This window comes from Vibrio zhugei (genome assembly GCF_003716875.1).
GTDB lineage: Bacteria > Pseudomonadota > Gammaproteobacteria > Enterobacterales > Vibrionaceae > Vibrio > Vibrio zhugei.
Map to the genome: position 1 here is coordinate 1,104,531 of NZ_CP033078.1, position 26,469 is coordinate 1,130,999.

The window sequence follows — 26,469 nt, forward strand, 5'->3', positions numbered from 1 at the left end:
ATTATTGTAGGGCGGATTGTATGCAACGTTATATTACACTGTGTGCATTAGGTGCAGTATTGGTTTCGACTGCAGCTATGGCCAGTGAGCCATCGAAAGATAAAAAACTAAGCGGTGGTGCAAAGCTAGGTTTTATTTATTCAAAAACAAACTCTTCTTCGACTTCTCTTAACTCTGGGGTGTGGCTGAAATACGATGATAAGCCTTCTCAACACTCCTTTAAAGCGAGTAACTATTACACCAATTCACAAGATGATGACGATGGCGTTAATAAATATTTATTAAACTATAAGTATGCCTATTCGGTGAGTGAAAATTACAGTGCCTTTATTGATAATGAGTATAAGCATGATCAATATGAAACGTATCGTCATTCCTTCGACTCCACGATCGGTATTCAGCGAGATCTGATTGATACGAAGAAGACGCAGTTAACCGTGGGTGGCGGTCCAGGTTATCGTTACACAAAGCGACAAGAAACGGATAGCAAACACCCAGGTCAAGTGGAAGAAGATATCATTGCTAACGCCTTTATCAATGGGAACAGCCAATTATCGGATACCTTGTCCGTTGGCGGCGGTGCGAACATGGATTATGGTGAGTCAAACACGACCTATACATTGGACGCGAACTTAAAAAATACGTTAGTGAAGAATGTCGCGTTAGTTCTTGATACTCAGTACATTTATAATACTGATGTCGCCGAAGACAGTGATCATGATGAAATATACAGTACAGTAAGCATTACTTACGACTTTTAATTCGATGAGATATTGCAAAAAAAGCACAGCAAAATGGCTGTGCTTTTTTATTTTAATTGATACATATATTGCCTATTCTTTGAGTTTCATAATAAATCATTCATTAATGTTTCATATTCTTCGGAGGCTTCTCTAATCAATTGATTCAACTCCAAGGCATCTTGTTGTTGCAACGGTAGGGCTTTCCTCTGAATATTTTCCCGGCTTTTAAGTTTTGCTTGGCAGACTAAACACAGCTTGCCGGAGTGCGAACGTATCTCAACACTATCCAGTTCAGTATCAATGTGCTCGTTGGTTTCGGGTATGTCGATTGCAACGGTACCACATCGCGTAAGCTGGATACGTGCATGATGGTGATGTTTATCTTCTAACACACATTCTTTACAGGTCGATATCATGGCGATTTCCTTTTGTATTGTGAATGACGATAGCCATAACAGTGTAGATAAGCATGAGAGGTTTTGATACCTGCGTTTTGCGGCAAAAAAATAACTCTCTGAAAAGCGGAAACTAGTTATTCTTCCTTTTCTCTCCAATGTATAAAATTGTGCTCTTAATATAAGTTCTATGAAACTGTACTGAATTTTTTCATACACGCTTTATATAAATAATTATGCATATTCATAGATTGCCGGTTGCAACCCATGAGAACAGACATGGGTGCACTCTCAACGTCACCCACCTATTATGATAATATTGTCGATTAAATCGTTATGAATGATTCATTGAATGAATGGGGATTATCATGCAGTCGAAGTTAGATCATATTGCTTTTCACCTAGTAAGAAAGTTGATGCAGCAGCATACCGCCTGCTGGCAACAGCAAATGAATAGTCTCACTAAACCTCAGTTTGCGGTCATGCGTGCCGTCTCAGATCACCCTGGAATTGAACAAATTGAATTAATGGCGGCCAGTGTGTCTAGCAAGGCGACATTAGCGGAAATGTTGGGCCGTCTGGAAAAGCGTGGCTTATTGTATCGGCAGGCCAGTGATTCAGATAAACGGCGTCGTTATGTGTATTTAACCGAGCGAGGTGAGCACTTACTTGATGATGAGAATCCAAAGGCGAATAAGGTGGATCAACAGTTTCTTGATAAGTTATCTGTAGAGGAACAAGACACGTTTGTTCGTTTGTTGCAGACAATGCTCGAGCGATAGATCAAGGTGATGGTCTATCGCTTGGTCGCATTTTTTGATCAAAGGTAAAACTTATGAGTTTAATTGGTGAAAACGATTAGCCAGCGACCGCTTCTTAACCCATTATAAGAAAGTTAACCAAGGTTAACTTATCGATTGGAGGTGGTATGTTTCGTTCTATTTCGGATTCATCCGTTCAGCAAGACGCTGAAAATGTAATAAATGGTAAAGGGCGTGGGTTAGGTTGGATTGTGATGTTCGGTCCTGCGCTGATTGCTGCTGTCGCTTATGTTGACCCGGGTAACTTTGCGACCAATATAGAAGCCGGCGCTCGTTATGGGTATGCGCTGTTATGGGTCGTATTTGCTGCCAATATCATGGCCATGTTCATTCAAGGCCTATCTGCGCGTTTAGGGTTGGCCACCGGTAAAAACTTAGCGGAAGTGATTCGAGATCGATACCCTAAACCCGTAGTCTGGTTTTACTGGGTGCAAGCGGAACTGGTTGCGATTGCCACGGATTTAGCCGAGTTTCTAGGGGCCGCGCTGGCTTTCAATCTACTGTTTGATATCCCAATGATATACGGCGCATTGCTCACTGGCCTGATTACGTACGCCGCTTTGTTGCTGCAGCAATTTGGTTTTCGCCTTATGGAAATCCTGATTGGTGCCATGATTATGGCGATTGCAGGGGGCTTTGGCGTTGAGTTATTAATGAGTCAACCGGATGTGGCTGAGTTCAGTAAAGGGCTATTAATTCCCACTTTTCCAGACACTTACGCGGTATATCTCGCGTCTGGTATTTTAGGGGCGACCATCATGCCACATGTGATTTACCTCCATTCCGCGTTAGCGCAAAATCGTCTTAAGGCGAAAAATGATGCAGAGCGGGATCGTATCGCCGCTTTCTACCGCTGGGATGTCATATTTGGAATGGCGTTGGCTGGCTTGGTGAATATTGCATTATTGGCTTTGGCGGCTTCCACCTTCCATGCCAGTGGACATCATGATGTCGCGACGATCTCGGAAAGCTATAAGCTTCTGAGTCCATTGATGGGCAGTGAAATGGCCAGCATTATATTTGGCGTTGGTTTGTTATTGGCTGGGCTTTCTTCCTCTGTTGTGGGGACGATGTCTGGGCAGGTTCTCATGCAAGGCTTTGTTCGTTTTACTATCCCTATTGGGTTACGTCGTTTAATTACGATGATACCCGCACTCGCTGTGATTGTTTGGGGCGTCTCGGAGCAAAAAGCGTTAGTGGCCAGCCAAGTGGTGTTGAGTTTTGGTATTCCATTTGCTCTATTTCCATTAATCATGTTTACCGCCAATAAGCGCATCATGGGAACCATGGTCAATCGAGGCTGGGTCACCGTGGTAGGTGGCTTGATTTGTAGCCTGATTATTGGCTTAAATATTTATGTTATCTACTATTCTCTGGTGTGAGTAAGCGATGAATAAAACAAGACAGAGTGAGTATTTCAATAAAGTCAAAATGGATCATCAAAGTGAACTTGTTGAAGATTATGTAGAAGAGATCGCGGCGCTGTTTACTCAAAATAAGGAAGTACGCAGTACCGATCTTGCACAGCGCTTTGGTGTCAGTGCCGCTGCGGTTTCGAAAATGGTGCGGCGGCTGAATGAGCAAGGCTTAGTCACCTCATTGCCATACCGAGGCATCTTTCTCACTGAAGCGGGTCAAGAGCTTGCCGAAAAGGTCGCTTATCGCCATCAAGTGGTGTTGAAAACTTTGCGCAAGCTTGGCGTTCCAGAAGCGATAGCCCAAGCGGATACCGAGGGCATTGAACATCATTGCAGTGAAGAAACCGTGCAAGCGATGTGTGCTTTTTTAGAGAAAACTTCAGAACAATGACCGCGTAATGATGAATATAATCGTCGCGCCAGTTGTATCTAGACAGGCTTGAGGTTTTGTAGCAAACTGAAATCACAATCAGACAAGGATGAGACAAAGAGTGTTTACTCATGTAATGCTTGGTGCGAATGACATCAATGAATCAAAAGCTTTCTACGATGCAACGATGGCGGAACTGGGTCATGCTCAGGGGCAAATTGATGCACGTGGTCGTTGTTTTTATAAAACAGATACTGGCGTATTTGCTCTTTCTGTGCCTATCAATGGGGAACCGGCCACCCATGGTAATGGTATGACAATCGGCTTCCAAGCCAGCATTCAAGACGAAGTCGATGCATGGCATGCCGCGGGTCTTAAGAGTGGCGGTACTGCGTGTGAAGCGCCTCCAGGTATTCGTGATAATGGCACGCGTCAACTCTACATCGCGTACTTACGTGATCCGGCCAATAATAAAATTTGCGCCGTTTTTCCACTCAGTTAACGAGCCAGCTTCGGACAAGCGAATGAAACAATGCCAGCGCATGCAATGCTGGCATTTTTTATGTCTGATTGGAGATGTTTTTGATTTTTTGTATCTGCATCACGCTTCCATCGCTTACGTGCTCACCGCGAAATTGAGGTATTATACAATGATGAATACTTGCCTAGCCGCAGCGTGGTGAGGTGTTAGATTGATATCGAGAACAAAAACGAACATAAGAGAGGGTTAAATGGAGTGGTATTTATCAGTCATCAGGCAGTACTTTGTCTTCGACGGACGAGCGCGACGCAAACAGTACTGGATGTTTATGTTGATCAACTGCATTATTTTGATTGCACTGTACTCGTTAAATCAAATGGCTAGAACAGAAATGTTCACTTCCATCTATTCGTTATTTATATTTATTCCATCTTTGGCGTTAACGGTGCGTCGCTTGCATGATACTGGCCGTTCGGGTTGGTGGTTTTTAGTCAGTTTTATTCCGTTTATCGGCTCGCTTATTTTGTTGTATTTTATGGTGAAAGATAGCGTTCCTGGTACGAACGAATTCGGTCCTAATCCCAAAGAAACACTGAGCCTGTAATTGGTTAAAGGCTAGTCACGTAAGCCCCTATGGATTGTGTCTCTGGCCACAATCCATGGGGGCTATTTTTTTCCCTTATCCTCGCATACTTGTTCCGCCTAATAGCCTGATGGTGAGGTGTTAACGATTACACATATCTGAATGCTGAGTCGATGTGTGAGATTATGAACGCTAGTTCAGTATAGGAAAACCGCTTTAATCTCCTGTAAAAATAGGCTTTATTGAAAAATTGTGAGCCAATACGGATTTATGGATATCGAGTGTAAACGTTTCCAATGTTAATGGCATGATCACAGATTTCTGTTATGAGATTTTTATAATACGCGTAAATATAACAAATCTCATAAGGTCCAAAAGCCATGAACCCTACAATTAAAGTTCCCCTAAAGACCAAGCTGTCCTACGGATTGGGCGCATTCGGTAAAGATTTAGCGTGTGCACCTATCTATATCTTTTTAATGTTCTATTTCACCGATGTGGTTGGTTTACCTGCCGCTTATGTGGGCAGTATCTTTTTGGCTGCACGCATCTTTGATGCGATTACCGATCCTATGATGGGCGTTGTCGTGGATAACACCCGTTCACGTTTTGGTAAGTTTCGTCCATGGATCGTCATCGGCACATTGATCAACGCGGTCGTTCTCATTGCTTTATTCAGTTCTCATCACTTTTCAGGAACGAATGCGTATGTTTACGCTGCCGCTATTTATATTATTTGGGGATTAACCTATACCATTATGGATATTCCCTTTTGGTCAATGGTCCCTGCGATTTCAGATTCGCGTTCTGAGCGCGAAAAACTGGTGGTGTGGCCGCGTTTATTTGCCAGCTTCGCTTGGTTTATCACTGGGAGTTACGGCTTAGCGATCGTGAAAGATTTGGGCGATGGCGACCAAGGACAAGGCTTTTTCTATGCCGCTTGTATTATCACTATCTTTTTCATTTTAAGTGCATTTATTACCTTCAAAAATGTCAAAGAAAAAGTGCAAGTCTCTGTCTTTGAAGAAAAATTCTCGTTGAAAGAAACGTTTACCATTATTGGGAAAAACGATCAGTTAAAGGCCTTGATTGGTACCGTGCTGTGTTTTCAGATTGCCAACTTATTGGTCGGCGGTTTTGCCATTTATTATTTTACGTACGCGATGGGGGATGAAAGCCTATTCCCGAAATACATGATGATTGCGGGTGGTGCGGAAGTCGCAGGGGTCTTTTTATTCCCTAAACTGGCTTCTATCCTTCCTCGTAAAAATCTGTGGGTGATTGCGTGTGGCTTACCGATCTTCTCTTGTATTGTGCTGGTTATCATGGGGGTTCTTGCCCCAGGGAATACCCTCTTGATTGGTTTATCTGGTGCTGCAATTAAATTTGGCGTAGGGATTGCTAATGCGTTGCAAACCGTGATGTTAGCCGATGTGGTGGATTACGGTGAGCATAAAATTGGTCGACGTACTGAAAGCGTCATTTTTTCTGTACAAACCATGTTAGTGAAATTTGCGGGAGCCGCGGGAGCGTTTATCGTTGGTATTGGCTTATCCGCCATTGGCTATGTTCCGAATGTGCAGCAGACAGACAGCACTATTTTCGGATTAAACATGATGATGGTAGGGCTGCCGATTCTACTGATGTTACTCAGTGCCATCATTTATAAACGCTACTATTTCCTTCATGAAGGGTTTACCCCGCCAGAGAATACGGAGGCTTCTTCATCGTCGTTACGCTCAGTGACGGACTAGTTGCCACCCTAATGAACACGCGTTTTATCATTAATTACGAATGAATTTTTAAGGGGGCGTAGTCCCCCTTTTAGCGTTACAAAGAGGTCTTTATGCGCACATTTCACGATATTATTACCAGCCAAGATTGGCAAAACCAATGGGTTGTCAAGTCGGGGACTCGTCCTGCTCATGCTCCTTTGCATCATTACACGACCGTCTCTGAAGCGCTGAACGGCACAAGCCATCGACATTCTTTGAATGGCCAATGGGCTTTCCAACTTTTTGCTAAGCCACAAGATGTGCCCGAAGCGCTCGTCAAGCAAGAAGCTGATCTATCCCATTGGCAGACGATTACGGTACCCAGTAACTGGCAGTTACAAGGCTTTGATAAGCCGATTTATACCAATGTAAAGTATCCATTTGTCGACAATGCGCCTTATGTTCCTGAAGAGAATCCCACCGGATGCTATGCACGGGATTTTTGGCTGGAAGATCTAGAGGATGAGTCGTTACGTATCGTATTTGAGGGGGTCAATTCTGCCTTTCATCTATGGTGCAATGGTATTTGGGTGGGATACTCGCAAGACAGTCGCTTACCTGCAGAATTTGATCTGACGAATATCGCTCAAGTGGGCGTCAACCGATTAACGGTCATGGTGATGCGGTGGAGTGATGGCTCGTATCTAGAAGATCAGGACATGTGGTGGCTGAGTGGTATTTTTCGCGATGTGTATTGGTATCGTAAACCGCGCGTGGGTATTGATGATGTCTACATTAAACCAACCTTAGATCAAGCGTTTGTTCATGGTCATTTAGAGGTCGTCACGACCTTGAGTCAAGTCTCATCGGAGTATACCGTCGAAGTCACGGTGTTTGATGATACTGGCACTGAGGTTGAATTACACGGCGAGCGAGTTCAAGGTACCGCAGCGGTGGATGTCGATGAAAAAGGAGGATGGGGCGACCGTACGGTGCATTGTTTGCGGTTAACACACCCCAAACATTGGACGGCAGAAACGCCGAATTTGTATCGTTGCGTGATTAGCTTGCTTGATCACACCCAGCAAGTGGTCGACTGCGAGGCGTATAATATCGGTTTTCGCAATGTCGTTATCGAAGACGGCTTATTAAAAGTGAACGGTCAACCTTTATTGATTCGTGGCGTCAACCGCCATGAGCATGATGCCAAAACTGGACATGCCATTGACGAGCAAAGCATGATTGACGATATTCGGTTGATGAAACAGCATAACTTCAATGCAGTCCGTACGGCTCATTATCCGAATCATCCTCGTTGGTATGAGCTCTGTGATCAATATGGTTTGTATGTGGTTGATGAAGCCAATATTGAAACCCATGGGCAGTTTCCGATGTGTCGACTTTCGGATGACAGCCAGTGGAACTTAGCCTACATGCAGCGCATGATAGGTCTGGTGGAACGGGATAAAAACCATCCATCCGTCATTATTTGGTCGCTAGGTAATGAATCGGGGATAGGACTGAACCATCATGCCATGTACCAGTGGACTAAGCAGCGCGATCCCTCACGTCCGGTACAATACGAAGGCGGAGGCGCCAACACCGCTGCCACCGATATTATTTGCCCGATGTATGCACGTGTTGACGAGCATCAGGGTGGAGCGAATCCTAAATACGCGATCAAAGATTGGATCAGTCAACCGGGTGAGACTCGGCCTTTAATCTTATGTGAATATGCCCATGCGATGGGGAACAGCTTAGGCAGTTATCATGAATACTGGCAAGCATTTCGTCAGTACCCAAGGTTGCAAGGTGGATTCATTTGGGACTGGGTGGATCAAGGCTTAGAAAAAATAGCGGCTAATGGTACTTCCTATTGGGCCTACGGTGGCGATTTTGGCGATGAAATTAATGATCGACAATTTTGTATTAATGGATTGATTTGGCCAGATAGAACCCCACACCCAACGCTCATTGAAGCGAAATTTGCGCAGCAATTTTATGCGATTGACTACCGCCAATCACAATTGCTGATCACGAGTGAACATCTTTTCAGTGAAGAAGCGCTACTTTGTCGCTGGACGTTACTCAAAGATGGCGTTGCCATTGAGCAGAATGAAAGCGCGATCAGCATTGCCCCGCAAGACACGCATTGTCTAGCTATCGAGTTGGATCAGCAACATTGGCAGAGTGAAGCGCGTTATGATTTAAATGTGGATATTACGCTCGCTCAGGCGACACCTTGGGCTGACAAAAATCATTGCGTGGCACAGGCACAGTTTCCCTTAAAATCGGCCTATCACGCGCCTATCGAAGAGAAACAGGATAATGGTGTGACTCTCAGTGAAGATGATCTCTATTTTACCATAGTGGCTGGCAACAGTGAGTGGCAATTTGAGCGTACCAGTGGGTATTTGGTTCATTGGCGAGTAGATGGCCGCGAGCAGTGGCTTGCGCCATTGCAAGATTGTTTCTACCGAGCGCCGTTAGATAACGATATTGGCACCAGTGAGGTCGACCGCCCTGATCCTAATAGCTGGATGGCGCAGTGGAAGCAGGCCGGGTTAGATGCGTTATCATCGACATGTACACAGATTAAGGCTCAGCACAGTGATGGGCGCGTGGGTGTCTCGGTGAAGTTTGCTCACTCAGCGCATGGCAACACTGTATTGACGACGAGTTGGACTTATTCGTTTACAGCGGATGAGCGCATGACGATTGACGTTGATGTGCAACGTCAAGCATCGCTTCCCTCGTTGGCTCGAGTGGGCATGCATGCCGCGGTTCCAAGCTGTCATTCGGTCGGTTGGTTAGGTCGAGGCCCCCACGAAAACTACCCCGATCGCAAAGCGTCGGCTCGGGTGGGTTGGTATCAGCAGCCGATGGCAGACATGCATACGCCTTATATTTTTCCAACGGATAACGGGTTGCGTTGTGATACCGAAACCTTGAGACTAGGGAATTTACAGGTGACGGGACAGTTTCAATTTTCCGTTAGCCCCTACAGCCAAGCAACGCTTGAACAGGCCAAGCATACCAATGAGCTGGTGGCCGATGACTATTTACACTTGCACCTTGATGCTCATCATATGGGGATTGGGGGCGATGATTCATGGACTCCGAGTGTTCATCAAGCCTACTTACTCCGCGAGACTCAGTATCGATATCAATTGACGTTTGCTCCGATCTCTCACCAACACAAGGACACGTAAATGGACACCAAGTTTTACCAACTGAAAGGCACGCATTCTCAGTTATTGATACACGTGGGTGACGTGGCGGAAATTGTCTATTACGGGCAAGCACTGAGCAATGACGTGCAAGATGCTGATGCGCTTGCCGCGTTGCTGCGTCCTATTCCGTATGGCCGCTTGGATGATGATATCCCCGTGTCTCTTAATCCGCAGCTTGCCCGAGGTAATTTTGGCTCTCCTGGCGTTGAAGGGCATCGAAATGGTCGACATTGGGCGCCGGAATTCATCATTCAAGCCGTGCATCATTCGGAACAACAATTGTGCATTGAAAGTCAAGATGACCGAGCTCAACTTCGCTTATCGGTGACTGTGCAGATCGACGCGCATGACGTACTGCAAATGCATCAGACATTAACCAACATAGGGGAGTCGGGTTATAGCGTCACACGGTTGGCGAATACCATGACATTACCGGAACGGGCAGGTGAAGTGCTGTCTTATTATGGACGTTGGGTCAAAGAGTTTCAGCAAACACGCACCACATTGTCGGCGGGTGGATTTATTCAAGAGAATCGCCGCGGGCGTACTTCGCACGAACATTATCCTGCCTTAATGGTCGGGCCTTGCGGCTTTGCTGAAGAGACGGGTGAGGTGTGGGGGGCCCATCTTGCCTGGAGTGGTAACCATCGTATGCGAGTCGATGTCAAAGCCGATGGTCGGCGAGTTCTGCAAGCGGAAGCCTTATACTTGCCCGGAGAAACATACCTAGCCGCTCATGCCAGTCTAACGACGCCAACGCTTTATATGGGTTATAGCGCTGCGGGGCTCAATGGTATGAGTCAGCAATTTCATCGCCATGTGAGACAAGACATCTTACAGCAACGAGTCAGTAAACCGCGTCCGGTGCATTTGAATACTTGGGAAGGGATCTACTTTGGCCATGATCCAAACTATATTATGGCGATGGCTACCGAAGCCGCAGACATTGGGGTTGAACGCTTTATTATCGATGACGGTTGGTTTCGTGGCCGCGATGATGATACCTCATCGCTTGGGGATTGGTTCATCGATGAAGGCAAATATCCGCAAGGCTTGCGTCCGGTGATCGACCATGTTCATGGGTTAGGCATGGAGTTTGGGTTGTGGTTTGAGCCAGAAATGGTGAATCCTCATTCTGATCTATACCGCCGTTGTCCTGATTGGGTATTAGGAGTGGACGGTTATCAGCCGCCCACGGGTCGTCATCAATATACGTTGGATTTACAAAACCCTGCAGTATTTGATTATTTATACGAACGTCTTGACCATTTTTTATCAACCTATCCCATTGATTATATTAAGTGGGATATGAACCGAGAGATCGTGCAACCAGGGCATGATGGAATGGCATCTGGGGTGGAGCAAGTACGTGCGTATTATGCCTTGCTTGACAAGCTGGTCTTGGCGCATCCACAGGTTGAGATTGAATCTTGTGCGGCTGGTGGCGGTCGTATTGATTATGAAGTGTTAAAACGAACGCATCGTTTTTGGACATCGGATAATAATGATGCGCTAGAGCGACAACAAATTCAAAAAGGGTTTAGTTACTTTTTCCCACCAGAAGTGATGGGGTCACATATTGGGGCCACGCGCAGCCACTCGACACGACGTACCCACAGTATGTCATTACGTGGTATTTCAGCCATTTTTGGCCATATGGGGTTGGAGTTGGACCCGGTTCAAGCCTCGAGTGAAGAGAAAGCCGCGTTTCGTCAGTATGTGACGTTGCATAAACAATGGCGTTCGTTATTACACAACGGAATAACCTGTCGCCTGACACTGGATGATCATCAACAGCAGGGGCTCGCGGTGTTATCCGATGACCAAAGCCAAGCACTGGTGATGGTTGCCCAATTGGGGATGAGTACCTATTCCTTGGCTGGGCGGCTGCGTATTCCTGGTTTGGATCCGGCGCGTGACTATCATATTGAATTGATTGATGCGCCTCCAGAGCTTCATGAGATCGTTAATCGCCAACCAAGTTGGACTCGTGAACCGCTGACGTTAAGTGGTGAGTGGCTTGCGAAAGCGGGAATCGCGATGCCATTGCTCGATCCTGAAACGGCCATATTGATTGAGATTCGGCAAGCGGAGTGCCATTAATCGTCTTGGTATTTGCGCAGAGTGAAAGTCAATGTGAGAGAAAGGCGGGGCCAGATGGCTCCGCCTTTTTATTGATGTGATGCAAGGACGTTTGGGGGATTATAATTGATCCACAACGTGTAAAATGGCGGCCAGAGTATCTTCCCCGAACGCCACACTGCGCTCCGGGCTCCATCCATATAGCTCATCAGGGTGTTGTGCGTTGTCTTTGAATGGCATTTCGATGGTATAGGCAAGGGTTTTAAAGCGTTCGCCCACCCATTTAGACCCCACGGTCAGATTGGCAGTACCCAGTGCGTTTTTATCATAGCCATGTTGATCTTGAAACTCGGGGGTGATCGTCATTAAGGCTTGCTTAAACTGGTCCTCAAGCTTGGCAATATGCTCATTGTAACTCGGGATACCTTCTCCGCCGGCGACAAAATTATACGGCAAGGCTTCGTCTCCATGAATATCAAGAAACATATCCAAACCCGTTTGTTCCATACGTTCACGAACGTAAAACACTTCTGGGCTGCGTTCTGGCGTCGGTGTCTGCCATTCTCGATTTAAATTCACTCCAATCGCATTCGTGCGCAGGTGTCCGCGAATACTGCCATCGGGGTTCATGTTGGGGACTAGATAGAAGGTCGCTTTATTTAATAAGGCGCGAGCTACTGTATCGGTATCATCCAGTAACCGTTCAATGAAGCCTTCCATAAACCATTCTGCCATGCTCTCACCAGGATGCTGGCGAGCGGTAATCCAAATGCGTTTTTTATCGTCGCTTGGTTCGCCAATCGTTAATAAACTCATATCATTGCCGTCTAATGTGTGCCCTAGCGTTTCAAGGCGGCATAGATAATGGGTTTGTGCTTGGTGGAGCAAGTCGAGATGGCGTTGATAGGAATAAGGGGCAAAGTACGCGAAATACATGGAATCGCATTCAGGAATGGCCGTGAAACTTAAGGTATCCCCGTCAAATTCTGAGGGAATACGAAACCATTCTTGTCGATCGTAAGAAGCCACAACATCGTATCCTTGCCAACCTTCTGGATAGGCCGAGTCTTTCAGGTGTTTAATCTTAAATGCATGAGGCTGTTGAGGCTCGCTTTCTAAGCGAAAGTGAAACCATTGTGCAAACTCGGATTGATTATCTTTTGGAATGGACAATTGAATGTCGTCGCGAGATTCTGCTTGGATTACGTGAATGTTACCACTATCAAAATTGCTGAATATTTTCATGAGCACGAATTAGGTTGATGGGTGTAATGAGACGATAGCAAGTTTAAGCTGGGAAGAAAAGTGAGAGGACAATGGCTAGGGACCTCGCGTTCTGAGCGGTTTGCTCATTAACTCCATGATATAAAAGACGGTTATAGCGACTCTCAGTTATGTAGTTTTATGCATATGGTTGCTTTTCTGCTAAAGTTAACGGGCAGCATCACGCGATACTGTTTCAGCGATGATTGGAGGTTATGTGTTCAGGGAACGGGTGTATTGGACGTTTATTACGTATTTCATAGTGTTTGGTGTTTTTGTACTGTCGGTTTCCTTGTTCATTTTTGACAATTTTTTTGATGATCTTGAAGAAAAATCGATTATTGAAAGCACGCATTTTCAACAGCAACGAGCCGACTCAACGTTAGATTACTTTGTTCAGTCTGCTCTGCGTTCCATTGATAATATCAACGACAACCAATGGTTATTGAACGATGTTCCATCCAGTAACCAACCACTTACTCCCACAATAGAGCGCTGGATGTTTGGGATTATCAGTGCGTCTAAAGCCAACTATCGGATTGAGTATTATGATTCGGCTGGGCGTGTACAGGAGGCCATGTACATTGATAAAAATAACCGATTGGTGGTTGATAAGGCGGCACAAGGCATAAAACGTATTGTCCCAAGTCAGTGGGTCAGCGCGAATGCCTCGGGCAGAGAAAGCGAAGTCCATTTTTCACGCATCCAACACGCGAGCGATTATCGATTTAATGACCAGCCAGATATTCCGGTGTTGTTAGCGATCGTCCCGATTCATCGTTCGTCTGATAAACCGATCTCAGGCTACATGGGGCTGTTTGTTAACATGACACTCCCGCTTAAAATATTAACGACCAACGCACAGCTTGAACTCTTTTTGGTTGCTCATAACGGTGACATCATTGCGTCCTCACACACCCCCGCGTCTGACATCGATAATCAGTCATACCCTTATACGCTGCAAAAGGCCTTTCATATGGTGGATATCCATTCGCCATCCGAGCTACGAGAACACCACCTTACTCGCTATAAGCTCGACCATATGCCTGGCCAAGCCAGTATTTACCTATACAGTCGAGCAAGCAGCCATTTTTTAGATGCTCCCGAATTCAACTGCGAAGTGCGACACTCTCCAATATCAAGAAGCTAAAGCCATCTCCTCAAATATAATGGCTGCCTGCTTGAAGCCTAAACACTTTCTCGGACGGTAATTTATCCGCGATAAAGCGAACTCTATATCGATGTCCGTCACTGTCGTTAGATCGGTTCCTTTCTTCACATATTGCCTTAAAAGACCGTTCGCATTCTCATTAGCACCACGCTCCCAAGAACTGTACGGATGAGCAAAGTACACATCAGCCTTTAATTCTTTTGCGATGGTTTCATGACCTGCAAACTCTCGCCCGTTATCTGCCGTAATGGTATGGACATGTTTCTTATAGGGCTTCAGTAGCTCTATTGTCGCTTTGGTGACATCATCCGCTGACTTAGATGGCACTTTCTTTACCACGTAAAATCGAGTCTTACGCTCTAAAATAGTCACCATTGCACCTGTACCATGCTTACCTAGCACAGTGTCGATTTCCCAGTCACCAAACCGCTCCTTACTGTCAACGATGCTTGGTCTATCATCAATCGAAACGGTATTTTTTATCGCTGGAGCTTTCTCTTGTTTACCTCGGCGATACCGCTTATGACCTTGTCTCAAGTGACGATATAACTTACCGCCCAAGCGTTTATCTTGAGCAACAAAGCGATAGATCCACTCATGACTGACAGATGCACCAATTTTCGTTAATACATTAGAAATCTGCTCTGGACTCCAATCTGTTTCTAAAAGAAGGCGGATAAAATCGACACGTTCCTTTGGTATTCGGTATTTACGTGCTGTTTTGCGCTTTTTGGTAGACGACATCTGGGCTTCGTTAGGGCAATAATGCTCTCCCTTCCGACCGCGTTTAAGCTCACGGTATACCGTCGAGCGGTGGCACTGAACTGTTTTAGCTATTTCAGGAACCGAAATTCCCCGTTCCAAAAGAGCAGAAATCTGGTATCTTCTGCCTTCGGTCAACTGTTGATAATTCATGGTAGTACTGCTTGTTTCTTTGGCGAGAAGAGCGTACCACTTTCAGCAGTTGGCTTCCTCTTCTACATATTTCCATGAATGTCGCACTTATTATCTGAAATCGGGCCAAAGCCGCAGAACATAGTAGTTATTTATTGAAAATGATTTTGCTGGTGCTGACCTGTTCTGTTCTATTTGGCTGCTTACTTGCCCTAAAACCTTCGCGCCTCATTTCTCATTTAAAGCGGGTTTCCAAAGAGCGCGATCAATATCTAAACATTATGAACCAATCGGTCCCAGTATTAAAAACCGACCTCAGCGGGAACATTACTGAAGTGAATAATGCGTTCAGTTTATTGAGTGGTTACTCTGACCGTGAACTGATTGGCCAGCCTGCGGATGTGTTGTGTTTTAATCGTGAAGAATGTGATAACACCGAAATGTGGCAAGTCTTAGATGCCGGCTTATCTTGGCAAGGCGAGTTTCATAATCTGACCAAATCGGGCCATGAATTTTGGCTGTTTAGTACCATATTGCCTTTGTACGAAGAAGACATCTTAGTCGGGTACATGTCGGTGTCTTCGGATAAAACTGAGAAGAAACAGCTTGAACTCATGGCCGAAATGGATTCATTAACGAAAATCAATAATCGCGCCAAAATTGATAAATGTTTAGCGCAAGAGCAAGAGCGTGCGCGGCGTTATGGGTTGAAATTTTCGGTCATCATGCTCGATGTTGATCATTTCAAGTCGGTGAATGACACCTATGGTCATCTGGTGGGGGATAAAGTGTTATATCAGCTTGCCATCATGTTGAATGAAAATACGCGCTCTGTCGATGAAGTTGGCCGCTGGGGCGGAGAAGAATTCATGATTGTTTGTCCTGAAACCCAGCTAAAAGAAGCGGAGTATGTCGCAGAGAAAGTGCGTCAGACAGTCGAGCAATTTGATTTTCCTGATGTGGGACGTATCACTGTTAGCCTAGGTATTGCAATGTTTACCAGTCACGACGATTTAAAACAGGTTATTGCTGAAGCCGATGCGTATTTATATGAGGCGAAACGCCAAGGACGCAACCGCTGTGCCAGTCGTTTATCGACGTCTAATGTTGTGCGGTTAAGTCACTCTTCGCGACGTTAGTTTCCTTTGAAAGGGATTAGGGAAATATCAGACCAATAAAAAAGCACCAACGTGGTTGGTGCTTTTTCAACAAGTCAGAGTGGAGATGTCCGTTAACCAAATTCTCCGCCAACGTATTCGGCAGTCATGGTTTGATCTGGATTTTCGAACACCTTTTGTGTCGGATTAAATTCAATCAGTTTGCCCAAGTGCATAAACGCAGTGTAGTCGGAAATCCGTTTTGCTTGCTGCATATTATGAGTCACAATCACAATCGTGTAGTCACGACGTAATTTCGTGATCAACTCTTCAATACCTTGGGTGGCGATAGGATCGAGTGCCGACGTCGGTTCGTCCATCAGTAAGACTTCTGGTTGCAGCGCGATGGAGCGAGCAATACACAGACGTTGCTGCTGACCACCGGATAAGCCCGAGGCATCGGTATGCAGTTTGTCTGACACTTCCTTCCACAAACGAGCCTGTTCTAGTGCTTGTTGTACCCGTTCATCCATTTCTTTTTTAGACAAGGTTTCTTTCAAGCGTATACCAAAGGCAATATTTTCATAAATGCTCATTGGGAACGGGGTCGGTTTTTGGAAAATCATACCGACATCACCACGCAGTGAATTCAAGTCCGTTTGACGGTCAAGAATATTCTTGCCATCGAGTTTAATAACACCTTTGGCCGATTGTTTCGGGTACAACTTGTAAATACGGTTCATGGTACGCAGCAGGGTGGATTTGCCGCAGCCTGACGGACCAATGATGGCTGTTACACGGTTCTTATAAATAGGCATATTAACGTCAAATAATGCCTGTTTATTGTCTCCATAGAAAAAGTTTAGACCTTCAACGCTCATGCGCCTTTCAGAGTCAACGTGATGAGTTTCCGATTCCATCGTAGGAATCATAGTATTTGGTTCAACAAACGAGGACATCATAGTTTCCGCCTATTTAGTAAAGATGGAATGGAACGAGAAATGATATTCAAAGCAAGGATACTTGTGGTGATGATCAGGGCACCAGTCCAGGCTAGATTGTTCCAGGTTTCATAAGGGCTCATGGCCAAGTTATAAATGGTTACTGGGAGGTTGGCCATAGGGCCAGACATATCCCAAGACATAAAAGAGTTGCTCAAGGCTGTGAACAGCAATGGCGCGGTTTCACCGGCAATACGAGCAAATGACAGTAAAATACCCGTGATGATGCCGGCTCCAACACTGCGATAGCTCAATGCTGTTGTCACTTTCCAAAGAGGCGCGCCAATTCCCGCACCTGCTTCACGTAAGCTTGGTGGTACCAGTTTGAGCATTTCTTCTGTAGTCGAAATGATCATAGGTAGGGCGATGATCGCCAAAGAGATAGCCCCTGCCCAACCAGAAAAGTGATGGAAGGGGGCCACAAACAGTAAGTAGACAAATAAGCCAATCAAAATGGATGGTGAAGACATCAACATGCCATTCATAAAGCGAATAGTGTCTGCAACTTTTGAATCGCGACCAAATTCTGCCAGCCAAGTACCCGCTAAGACCCCAATAGGGATGGCAATTAAAATCCCCATTAAACTGATCATTAATGAGCCTACAATCGCATTAGCCAGACCGCCGCCTGAGTCTCCAGGTGCGGGAACGGATTCAAAAAACACATCGAGCGACAGTGCAGTGGTGCCTTTCTCAATCAAACTGTACATGATGGCCGCTAAGATAAAGAGTCCAACTCCCGTAGCGATATAGCAGGCTGTTTTGAAGAGCCAGTTTTTTATTTGTCGGCTTTTTTTCATTATGAAACCCCGCCTTTACGTAATTGGATGCGGGCATAACCCATCACAAAGAATGTGACAATAAACAGGACTAAGCCAAGCGCTAAGAGTGAGGACATTTTTAACCCGTCAGCTTCGTTAAATTGGTTAGCAATCGTTGATGAGATCGACGTTGCTGGCATGAAGAGTGACGCACTCACATTTTGTGAGTTGCCGATGACAAAGGTGACAGCCATGGTTTCACCAAGTGCTCGCCCAAGAGCAAGGATAAACGCACCAAAAATGGAGCTTTTAATTGAAGGCAGCAAGATTTTTGTGATCACTTCAAACGTGTTGGCGCCAATCCCATAAGAAGATTCACGCAGAACGTCAGGCACGGTTTTGAGTGCGTCTTTGATGAGGGCCGTTAGGATAGGCAAAATCATGAACGCAAGAATGATCCCTGCGGTTAACAAGCCTTGGCCTAGCGGTGCACCGCCAAATAAGGTACCAATCACAGGAATACCACTGAGGTGCTCAAGCATCCACAGTTGTGGGCCGTTGGCAAACCAAGGCGCAAACACGAATAATCCCCACATGCCATAGATAATGCTGGGTACTGCGGACAGTAGTTCTATCGCAATACCAACCGGATAAGAAATCCATTTTGGCATGAGTTCAGAAAGCGTAATCGCGATCGCAATACCGACTGGTGTGGCAAGTACGACAGCAATAAGAGAAGAAACTAAGGTGCCATACAATGCATTGCCAGCACCAAAAACAAAGTTGATCGGATCCCATTGGGTACTAAAAATAAAGTTAAAACCGAATTCTTTAATGGCTGGCATAGCGCCCCCAACAAGGGTCGCAAAAATAGCTGCCATTGTGATGGTAACCAAGAAAGCGCTAAAAAAGCTTCCTTGTTTAAAGCATCGGTCATAAGTCGCGTGAGTAGCAATCACAATATATTACCATTGGTTGAATATGGAATAAGACCTCTGACAATTGTCAGAGGTCAACTTGTCGTAGCAACAGTGTGTTAGTAAACCGCTTTACCGTTTGCTTTGATGTCTTTTGACCACATGTCTTCGACCATTGAAACAACAGATTTTGGCATTGGAACATAACCGAGAGATGACGCTAGGTCGCCGTGTTTATAACCCCAGTTAAAGAATTTCAAGACTTCTTTGGCATTATCTGCGTTGGCTTGATCTTTATACATAAGGATAAAAGTCGCTGCCGTCATTGGCCAAGAATCCGCGCCAGGCTGGTTATTCAAGTCGATGGCAAAACCAGGTGCAGATTTCCAGTCAGCATTGGCTGCCGCTGCTTGGAAAGATTTTAAGGTTGGTTTGACATAGTGACCTGATTTATTTTTCATTGACGTATAAGTCAGGTTATTTTGCTCAGCATAGGCATACTCAACGTAACCAATCGCGCCTGGTGTACGTTTGACTAAGTTTGCAACGCCCGCATTGCCTTTACCACCTAGGTTGGTTGCCGCTTTTGGCCAGACAACTTCTTTCCCTTGACCAACTTGAGTTTTCCAATCTGCATTGACTTTAGAAAGATAACCGGTGTAGTTGTAAGAGGTGCCAGACGCGTCAGAACGGTGAACGGTTACGATCGGTTGGTGTGGTAAAGAAATCGAACTGTTGTCCGCTTTGACTTCTTCATCATCCCAATATTTGACTTTACCTAGGTAAATATCACCGAGCAGTTTGCCTGAAATACGTAATTCACCCGGCTTGATGCCTTTTACGTTAACAACAGGAACAATCGAACCCATCACAGCTGGAAATTGAGTAAGACCGATTTTCTTTAATTGTTTTTCACTTAGAGGTGCATCCGATGCGCCGAAATCGACTGTTTTCGCAGAAATTTGCTTAATACCACCACCTGAGCCGATGGCTTGGTAGTTGAGTTTAACGCCAGTTTCTGATTTGTAATTCTTTGCCCATTTCATATAAACAGGATATGGGAAAGTCGCACCTGCGCCGTTGATTGTTGTATCGGCAAATGCGCTAGCCGATAACACAGATAATGAAGCAGCAGCTAAGACAGCGAGTTTTTTCATTTTTGAATCCCTAAAAGAAAAGATGACTTGTTGTTTCGAGGTAGGATGTTAAGAGCATGACAAGGGTATTTAAAGCATCATTTTTCAATATAACTTTCCAAATATGGAGGTCTAATTTTCTAAAAATGAAATATAAATGTCATATTTATAGTGTATTTAAAAAGATGTTTTGATAGGTGAGAATGGCAATTTTTCTGTTACTGATAGGTTTTGGCTATTTTGTGTCACCAGTTTGTCATAATCGTGACACATAAGATTCTTATTCTTTTTGCCTGTTTTTTGCTGCTTCGTTTCTGAGATGTGCGGCTTCACTGCAAAACGCGTTTTTGGTCGTCGATTGGCGTGTCAAGAGAGGGAGATCTCGGCGCTGAGCGGGCAGTTTATGAAGCTACAATAAGCGGGGAGGTATGTCATTGGTGAGGACGAGGCGGCTACCTTTTAGCAGCTTATGCTTTAAGAGGTGAAGCCACAGAGGCCGGTAGGGTTCTATCCCAATGAGATTATGTGGTTGAGTAATGCCATTGGGATAGATTGTGTTATCAAACCGTTCGGTGTCGTACTGGGGCTAAGATACAGCCTGCGTTTTATAGAACGATGCGACGATTACTGGACGGACGATAACGTTTGACGTTGCGCGTGTTTCTCTGCTTCAAACTCGGTGAGTAGGACTTGCAGAGCGAGTAATTGTTTGGAGAGTCGGTTGCGACGAAATTTGAGGATAACTTTACCAATCCAGCCAAAGCGACTGAGTGTCGATTCAACAAAACGGAATGCGGAGTCGGTTCCTTCACCAAACTCATGATACCAATTGAGCAATGCGGCAAGTCGTTGCTCTTGGGTGACCGATTTTAAGCGATAAGAGTCCAACAAAAATAACAAGAAATCGCGAGTACGCAGAGTGGGGCTGTTAGACAGTCTGGCTTCTTCAAAATCTAAGAACGTGATATCACCTTGTTCATCGGCCACGATATCACGCATGGCAGGGCGCCCATGAATGATATTTTTGCGATGAAATTGGCATAACGTCGCCACGGCTTTGTGAAATAACTCCGCATGCAGTGAGGGGTTAGCACGATGAATTGGTTCGCCTGCGTTTTTTGTGACAAAGAAAGAACGCCCTTTGAAAACCACTTCCGGAGTGGGGAGATGGTGTTGGTGTGCGTATTCCAAAACGGACACTTCTTGTTGGAAGCGCTCTTTAGGGGATAATCCGCTCGTTAACGTTAAATGCGACAAATTTTTCTGACGTTTCAGATAAAAATTAATCGTTTTATTGATAACATTGCGCTTGTCTTCGCCACATCGCTTAAGCCAATAAATGGTATTGGATTGTTCGATCATGTGTACGAAAACATCACTGTGCTTGTTGCTCATGGGATCCTCAGGTGTACTTCTGATTCGCTTTTATTAATTGTACACTGTTCATGATACATGTGCACTAGTGTGAAATAAAAATTGAACAGTATTGTCAATGTTATGTTAAAAGAAAGAGTCTAACTATATAAGGCTCTGTATTTTATAATAATTATAGAGTTATGTTGGAGTAATGGCTACCCAATATAGTATGCTGCTCTGTATATATAGATCGTTTCCCAATTATTCATGCAAATTATCGATAATATTGTATTTTAATGGGCCCATTTTGCAGGGAAAACGCATTGTGGTCGGCAGTACTCGTATTATGTGGCTTTAAGCAAGGATAGATTATGAATAATGACCAATTGGATCATCACGATATAAAAATTCTTACGCTACTTCAGGAAAATGGGCGACTCACCAGTCAAGAATTGAGTGATTTGGTCGGCCTTTCCCCTTCGCAATGCTCTCGTCGGCGTATTCATTTAGAGCAGCACCAATTTATTTTAGGGTATCAAGCTCGCTTATCTCCAGCGGCACTAAAGCAAGAAGTCGTCTCTATGATAGAAGTGAAACTGCTCAGTCATGAAGAAGACAAAGCGCATCAATTTTTAGAGTATGTCTGCCAAGAGCCAGCCATTTTTGATGCCTATAAAACGACGGGTGATGGCGATTATTCACTACGTTGTGTGGTCGCCGATCTGCCCAGCTTAAATGAGCTCATTAATCGTATTTTTACGACGAGACTCATTGCTCATATTAAAACCTCTGTCGTGTTAGACCGCGTCAAAGAAAATGGCATTGTTATTTGATAGGCAATCAGTGCTCTAAATGGATAGCATGTGCATTTTTTGCGTGTGTCAGCGTTACTCTTTGCGTTATTCATGCGTTTTTGCTTGATTTCGCGAGGCAGTGCGGTTTAATAGTGATTGCAATCAATTATTAAAGACTGTCACAAGGAAAGTACTATGTCTGATATTATCAATGCCGAGCAATCCTCGGTGGCTGCTGCTCGCTCTCTCATCCATCATCGTTGGTTTGAGGATGTGATAGCGATACTGATAGGATCGAATCTCGTTGCTTTTGGCATTTTATTTTTGAATCAAACGGGAATGATTACTGGGGGGACGGCAGGGCTATCACTGTTCCTTCATTACACGTTTGGCATGAAGTTTGGTACGATTTTCTTTCTGATTAATTTGCCTTTCTATTATCTCGCCATCCGTCGCATGGGATGGGAGTTCACGATAAAAACCTTCGCCGCAATAGCCCTAGTGTCGCTGCTTTCTAATATACAACCTTACTTCATTCATATTGATCACTTGCAACCTGTGTATGCAGCTTTATTTGGCGGATGTTTGTTTGGCACTGGGTTTATTGTTTTATTTCGCCACCAAGCCAGTTTGGGTGGATTCAACATTCTCGCGTTGTTTATTCAAAGCCGCACAGGTATACGAGCCGGCTGGTTACTTATGGCGTGCGACGTCGTAATTATGTTAGTTTCGCTTTCTGTTATTAATACTTATGCGTTGATACTATCTATTATATGTGCGCTGATACTCAATCTTATTATTGCGTTAAATCATCGCCAAGACCGATATACTGTCTAGTCGACAAGGAGTAAGACTGTGTTTAATCATGTACCCCCCTATGCGGGAGACCCTATTTTATCATTAATGGAAGCTTTCTTTGCCGATGAAACGGCAGATAAAGTGAATTTAAGCATTGGCTTATACTATGATGATGAAGGCAATATTCCGACGCTAGACTCTGTGCGAGAAGCGACGCATAACTACCAACATGAACCGGAAGAACCCTGTGTGTATTTGCCGATGGATGGCACAGCAGAGTATAAAACCGCCGTCCAATCTTTGGTTTTCGGTGATGACAGTCAGGCGCTGCGAGAGAATCGCGTTGCCACTATTCACACCTTAGGCGGTTCGGGCGCGTTGATGATTGGTAGTGATTTTCTTAAAAGCTTTTACCCAGAATCAAAAGTCTGGGTGAGTAATCCAACATGGGAAAATCATCATGCGATTTTTAAAGGCGCTGGCTTTGAAGTCGACACCTATCCTTACTTCGATTCAACGACCAAATCGCTGAATTTCGACGGCATGCTGTCGACGTTATCACAATTGCCTGCGCAGAGTATTGTGTTGCTCCATCCGTGCTGTCACAACCCGACGGGTGTCGATCTCACTCCGAGTCAATGGGACCAAGTGATTGATGTGCTTGAGACACGTCAACTGATTCCTTTTTTTGATATGGCTTACCAAGGGTTCAGTAATGGCATGGAAGACGATGCGTATGCCATTCGAGCGATGGCCAAACGCACTGATATGACATTCCTGGTCGGCAATTCGTTCTCAAAAACACTGTCGTTGTATGCAGAACGTGTCGGTGGTCTGTCGGTCGTGTGTGGCAATGCGAAGATAGCAGAGAATGTCTTGGGTCAATTGAAAGCCACCGTTCGTCGCAACTATTCCAGCCCAGCTAAGTATGGCTCAAAACTGGTGTCAGGCGTTCTGAATACGGGGTTGAAAGAACAGTGGTTAGACGAAGTTGACAGCATGAAAACCCGTATGGCGAACATGCGTCGTGCTTTGCATGATCGGTTGTTAGAACTCTGCCCAGAAAAAGATTTTAGTTATCTCATCAAACAAAAAGGGATGTTTAGCTACACGGGCTTTACACCAACGCAGGTCGATTTATTGCGTGAAGAGCATGCGATTTACCTGATTGCCAGTGGACGAATGTGTGTGGCCGGCTTAAATGAGAAAAACATCGAGAAGGTCGCAGACGCCTTCGCAGCGGTCAGCTAAATTAGACTGACTCGGATGAAGTAAGTTGCAAGGCGAGACGGTGTTCTCGCCTTTTGTTTGCTTTTTAGGCAAGATTGCGGCGTTCCATGAGACAAGCGCAATGGCTCGTCTAAAATCAGTTTACCGTATACATGGGAACCGCTAGAATGTTGGCATCTATTCAATAAAGGAGCCTTTATGTATATTGGCAATGTAAATGAACTGTCATTTACTCAAGTGTTACACCCAAAAATTCGAGAGATTTTTTCAACCGTACAAGCTTGTCTGGAGCAATCTTCGGCAGAAGGTCGTTATGACTTAGAAGGCGACAACGCCTTTTTTATGGTGGTCAATGATCATACCCATCCTGGTGATGAGCGTATTCCCGAATGCCACCGTCAATATATTGATATTCAATGGTTACTCGAAGGTGATGAAAGCTATGGTGTCGGTCTAGAGACCTTTCAAAACATTGATGATGACCAGTTTGAAGAAAGAGACATTGCATTCAGCCGCCAAGTGAAAGACGAGCGCTATGTGACACTAAGCCGCGGAGATTTCATCATATTCTATCCTGGCCAACCGCATCGTCCATTGGTTGCCCCTCATGATATGCCGGGACCGATCAAAAAAGTCATTGTGAAAATACATAAAGACATTGTGCAATAATGCCTAAGATGAACTGAAAAACACTAGAGTGTGAATATCGGTGGCCTCCTTGTCTATTGCGCGACTCTTGCCGTTGGATGATCCGCCCTGTATCTCTCGTGATTTTTCAGTTCATTGCATTCCTTCCTTTATTGTTAAGCTTGTTCCTCCGTTCCCGATACTTTGGGTAATTAAGCCCAGTTTATTCGGCTCAAGATGATCCATATCATTCTGTCAATCTACATGACGCGCTAGTCTGGTAATAATGAATAGACGCACACCGACGACAGGGTATTTATGAATCATATTGCGATCGTACCGCGCTTACTGGGCAGTCTTGTTTATCTGCCACCAAACCATGAAACCAACCAAGCGATCCTAGCTCACCTCACTTTGTTACCAGAGATGTTCCCGTGGCAAGATCTTGATGCAGTGACCGAGGTCGCATCGGCCCTGCAGGCCAATCAATCGTCGTTTTCTGAATACACATACTCAGTGTTGTGTGAAGGGCAAGGGGAGATGGTTGCACCGCCGTGGGGCTCTGTATATCAAGAAAAAGACAATAGCGTGATGGGGGAGTCGACCGCCGAATTTAACCAGTTTTTATCTCAGTACGCGATTGAAGTCAGCACCAAGTCTGAGCCAAACGACCACTATGGCCTCATGTTATGGGCGATGTCGGCGCTGCTTGAAGATGGACAAGATGAGGCTGTCGTGACGTTGCTTGAGCAGCACCTACTGCCTTGGGCTTATCGGTATCTGGAGTTATTGGCAGGCAATCAAACGTCACCATTTTATGCCGAAGTGGCGCGACTGAATCGGTATTTTCTTTTAGATTTACAACGCTCCATGCAGCTCACTGCGCGCGTTACGCCGTTATATAAATAATCAAGAATGACAATAGCCTCATGGCTTTAAGGTGCATGTTATGGACTTTAATCCAAACCGTCGAGCATTGTTTCAACGCATTGCTTCGCCATTGCAGACAGCCTCATTGGCCAAGACACCTCAGCGTCCGATTTATAGCGTTGAGGAGAGTGCATTTTTGCAGTCGTGCACCCAGTGCCAACAATGCCTAGAGGCCTGTCCTGCGAATGTGATTGAATTGACCGAGGGTTACCCCGTTTTAACCTCTAGTCAATACTGTGATGGCTGCGTTGCTTGTGTACTCGCTTGTCCGACGGAGGCACTCAGTGTCGGTGAGCGGCGAGCCACGATCACCAGTGGCTGTTTGCCCGCGCTAGCGGTGTATTGTCAGAGTTGTGCGGAATCCTGTCCGCAAGATGCCATTGAGATTGTTTCTGGCCAGCAGCCACATATTGAAAGAACGCTATGCAATGGCTGTGGGCTCTGTATGACACATTGCGATTTTGATGCGATAACACTCAGCGCTTAATGATCTCGTATAACGAGTCGTTGACCACGCCATTTGCGGTACCCCTCATTTTTTCAGATTCTATGTGCGATCAGCACATAGAATGATTTGGGTCATTCATAAGACACCTTTAACAGATTAACCTTGTTAATTATAAGTTTATTCCATTAATGGCCGCCCGCGTGTT

25 protein-coding genes are annotated in these 26,469 nt (G+C 45.1%); 17 read left to right on the top strand and 8 right to left on the bottom strand.

Translation table 11 applies throughout. The features are described 5' to 3' along the window. Positions 1-20: 20 nt before the first annotated feature. Entirely contained in the window at positions 21-761 is a 741-nt protein-coding gene (locus EAE30_RS10445) for a DUF481 domain-containing protein (protein WP_123015855.1), read from the top strand. A gap of 86 nt (positions 762-847) precedes the next feature. Here the strand turns inward: EAE30_RS10445 and EAE30_RS10450 are convergent, their stop codons facing one another. Next, positions 848-1,159: a hypothetical protein gene (locus EAE30_RS10450; protein ID WP_123015856.1), complete on the bottom strand. Its 312-nt coding sequence runs from the start codon at positions 1,157-1,159 to the stop codon at positions 848-850. A gap of 347 nt (positions 1,160-1,506) precedes the next feature. On the opposite strand from EAE30_RS10450, the gene EAE30_RS10455 reads away from it, so the two are divergent. From EAE30_RS10455 to EAE30_RS10490, 8 genes are all read left to right on the top strand, one after another. Further along, complete coding sequence (locus EAE30_RS10455; protein WP_123017334.1) at positions 1,507-1,920, top strand: MarR family winged helix-turn-helix transcriptional regulator; 414 nt, start codon at positions 1,507-1,509, stop codon at positions 1,918-1,920. 146 nt (positions 1,921-2,066) lie between these two features. Further along, positions 2,067-3,341, top strand: coding sequence for an Nramp family divalent metal transporter (locus tag EAE30_RS10460; RefSeq protein WP_123015857.1), 1,275 nt, complete (start codon positions 2,067-2,069; stop codon positions 3,339-3,341). Positions 3,342-3,348: 7 nt separating this feature from the next. Beyond that, the gene (mntR, locus tag EAE30_RS10465) at positions 3,349-3,768 is read left to right on the top strand and encodes a manganese-binding transcriptional regulator MntR (protein WP_123015858.1); all 420 of its coding nucleotides are present in this window, start codon (positions 3,349-3,351) and stop codon (positions 3,766-3,768) included. Between the two features lie 100 nt (positions 3,769-3,868). After that, entirely contained in the window at positions 3,869-4,249 is a 381-nt protein-coding gene (locus EAE30_RS10470; protein ID WP_123015859.1) for a VOC family protein, read from the top strand. A 229-nt stretch (positions 4,250-4,478) separates the two neighbouring features. Beyond that, a complete protein-coding gene (locus EAE30_RS10475; protein ID WP_123015860.1) occupies positions 4,479-4,832 on the top strand; it encodes a DUF805 domain-containing protein in 354 nt (117 codons plus the stop codon). Positions 4,833-5,191: 359 nt separating this feature from the next. Further along, on the top strand, positions 5,192-6,565 hold the full coding sequence (gene melB, locus EAE30_RS10480; RefSeq protein WP_123015861.1) for a melibiose:sodium transporter MelB: 1,374 nt from the start codon (positions 5,192-5,194) through the stop codon (positions 6,563-6,565). A gap of 92 nt (positions 6,566-6,657) precedes the next feature. Then, positions 6,658-9,738, top strand: coding sequence for a beta-galactosidase (locus EAE30_RS10485; protein WP_123015862.1), 3,081 nt, complete (start codon positions 6,658-6,660; stop codon positions 9,736-9,738). After that, entirely contained in the window at positions 9,739-11,862 is a 2,124-nt protein-coding gene (locus EAE30_RS10490; protein ID WP_123015863.1) for an alpha-galactosidase, read from the top strand. A gap of 99 nt (positions 11,863-11,961) precedes the next feature. Here EAE30_RS10490 and EAE30_RS10495 read toward each other — a convergent pair whose 3' ends face one another. After that, the gene (locus EAE30_RS10495; RefSeq protein WP_123015864.1) at positions 11,962-13,086 is read right to left on the bottom strand and encodes a M14 family metallopeptidase; all 1,125 of its coding nucleotides are present in this window, start codon (positions 13,084-13,086) and stop codon (positions 11,962-11,964) included. Positions 13,087-13,321: 235 nt separating this feature from the next. Here EAE30_RS10495 and EAE30_RS10500 point away from each other — a divergent pair, with 235 nt between their 5' ends. Next, positions 13,322-14,254, top strand: a complete 933-nt coding sequence (locus EAE30_RS10500) for a hypothetical protein (RefSeq protein WP_164711829.1) — start codon at positions 13,322-13,324, stop codon at positions 14,252-14,254. Here the strand turns inward: EAE30_RS10500 and EAE30_RS10505 are convergent. Further along, complete coding sequence (locus EAE30_RS10505; RefSeq protein WP_123014179.1) at positions 14,243-15,190, bottom strand: IS30 family transposase; 948 nt, start codon at positions 15,188-15,190, stop codon at positions 14,243-14,245. The genes EAE30_RS10500 and EAE30_RS10505 overlap by 12 nt on opposite strands. 140 nt (positions 15,191-15,330) lie before the next feature. On the opposite strand from EAE30_RS10505, the gene EAE30_RS10510 reads away from it, so the two are divergent. Continuing rightward, positions 15,331-16,308: a sensor domain-containing diguanylate cyclase gene (locus tag EAE30_RS10510; RefSeq protein WP_123015866.1), complete on the top strand. Its 978-nt coding sequence runs from the start codon at positions 15,331-15,333 to the stop codon at positions 16,306-16,308. A 92-nt stretch (positions 16,309-16,400) separates the two neighbouring features. On the opposite strand, the gene pstB is transcribed toward EAE30_RS10510, so the two are convergent. From pstB to EAE30_RS10535, 5 genes are all read right to left on the bottom strand, one after another. Next, positions 16,401-17,186, bottom strand: coding sequence for a phosphate ABC transporter ATP-binding protein PstB (gene pstB / locus EAE30_RS10515; protein ID WP_123017335.1), 786 nt, complete (start codon positions 17,184-17,186; stop codon positions 16,401-16,403). Between the two features lie 38 nt (positions 17,187-17,224). Beyond that, positions 17,225-18,067, bottom strand: a complete 843-nt coding sequence (gene pstA, locus EAE30_RS10520; RefSeq protein ID WP_123015867.1) for a phosphate ABC transporter permease PstA — start codon at positions 18,065-18,067, stop codon at positions 17,225-17,227. Continuing rightward, positions 18,067-18,990: a phosphate ABC transporter permease subunit PstC gene (gene pstC, locus EAE30_RS10525; protein WP_123015868.1), complete on the bottom strand. Its 924-nt coding sequence runs from the start codon at positions 18,988-18,990 to the stop codon at positions 18,067-18,069. Before pstC ends, pstA begins: the two co-directional genes overlap by 1 nt. A 74-nt stretch (positions 18,991-19,064) precedes the next feature. Continuing rightward, positions 19,065-20,102 (bottom strand): phosphate ABC transporter substrate-binding protein PstS, encoded by a 1,038-nt coding sequence (gene pstS, locus EAE30_RS10530; protein WP_123015869.1) that lies wholly within the window; start codon positions 20,100-20,102, stop codon positions 19,065-19,067. Positions 20,103-20,705: 603 nt separating this feature from the next. Then, on the bottom strand, positions 20,706-21,476 hold the full coding sequence (locus EAE30_RS10535; RefSeq protein WP_123015870.1) for a BUD32 family EKC/KEOPS complex subunit: 771 nt from the start codon (positions 21,474-21,476) through the stop codon (positions 20,706-20,708). 332 nt (positions 21,477-21,808) lie between these two features. Here EAE30_RS10535 and EAE30_RS10540 point away from each other — a divergent pair, with 332 nt between their 5' ends. The 6 genes from EAE30_RS10540 (at position 21,809) to EAE30_RS10565 (ending at position 26,303) form a co-directional block, all read left to right on the top strand. After that, positions 21,809-22,270 carry an Lrp/AsnC family transcriptional regulator gene (locus EAE30_RS10540; RefSeq protein WP_123015871.1) on the top strand — a complete coding sequence of 154 codons (462 nt, stop codon included), beginning with the start codon at positions 21,809-21,811 and terminating at the stop codon, positions 22,268-22,270. 156 nt (positions 22,271-22,426) lie between these two features. Beyond that, positions 22,427-23,068, top strand: a complete 642-nt coding sequence (locus tag EAE30_RS10545; protein WP_123015872.1) for a YitT family protein — start codon at positions 22,427-22,429, stop codon at positions 23,066-23,068. A gap of 18 nt (positions 23,069-23,086) precedes the next feature. Then, positions 23,087-24,280, top strand: a complete 1,194-nt coding sequence (locus tag EAE30_RS10550) for an amino acid aminotransferase (RefSeq protein WP_123015873.1) — start codon at positions 23,087-23,089, stop codon at positions 24,278-24,280. Between the two features lie 177 nt (positions 24,281-24,457). Then, on the top strand, positions 24,458-24,928 hold the full coding sequence (locus EAE30_RS10555; RefSeq protein WP_123015874.1) for a NanQ anomerase/TabA/YiaL family protein: 471 nt from the start codon (positions 24,458-24,460) through the stop codon (positions 24,926-24,928). Positions 24,929-25,204: 276 nt separating this feature from the next. Next, positions 25,205-25,795, top strand: coding sequence for a molecular chaperone TorD family protein (locus EAE30_RS10560; protein ID WP_123015875.1), 591 nt, complete (start codon positions 25,205-25,207; stop codon positions 25,793-25,795). A 40-nt stretch (positions 25,796-25,835) separates the two neighbouring features. Beyond that, positions 25,836-26,303 (top strand): 4Fe-4S binding protein, encoded by a 468-nt coding sequence (locus tag EAE30_RS10565; protein ID WP_123015876.1) that lies wholly within the window; start codon positions 25,836-25,838, stop codon positions 26,301-26,303. Positions 26,304-26,469 lie beyond the last annotated feature (166 nt).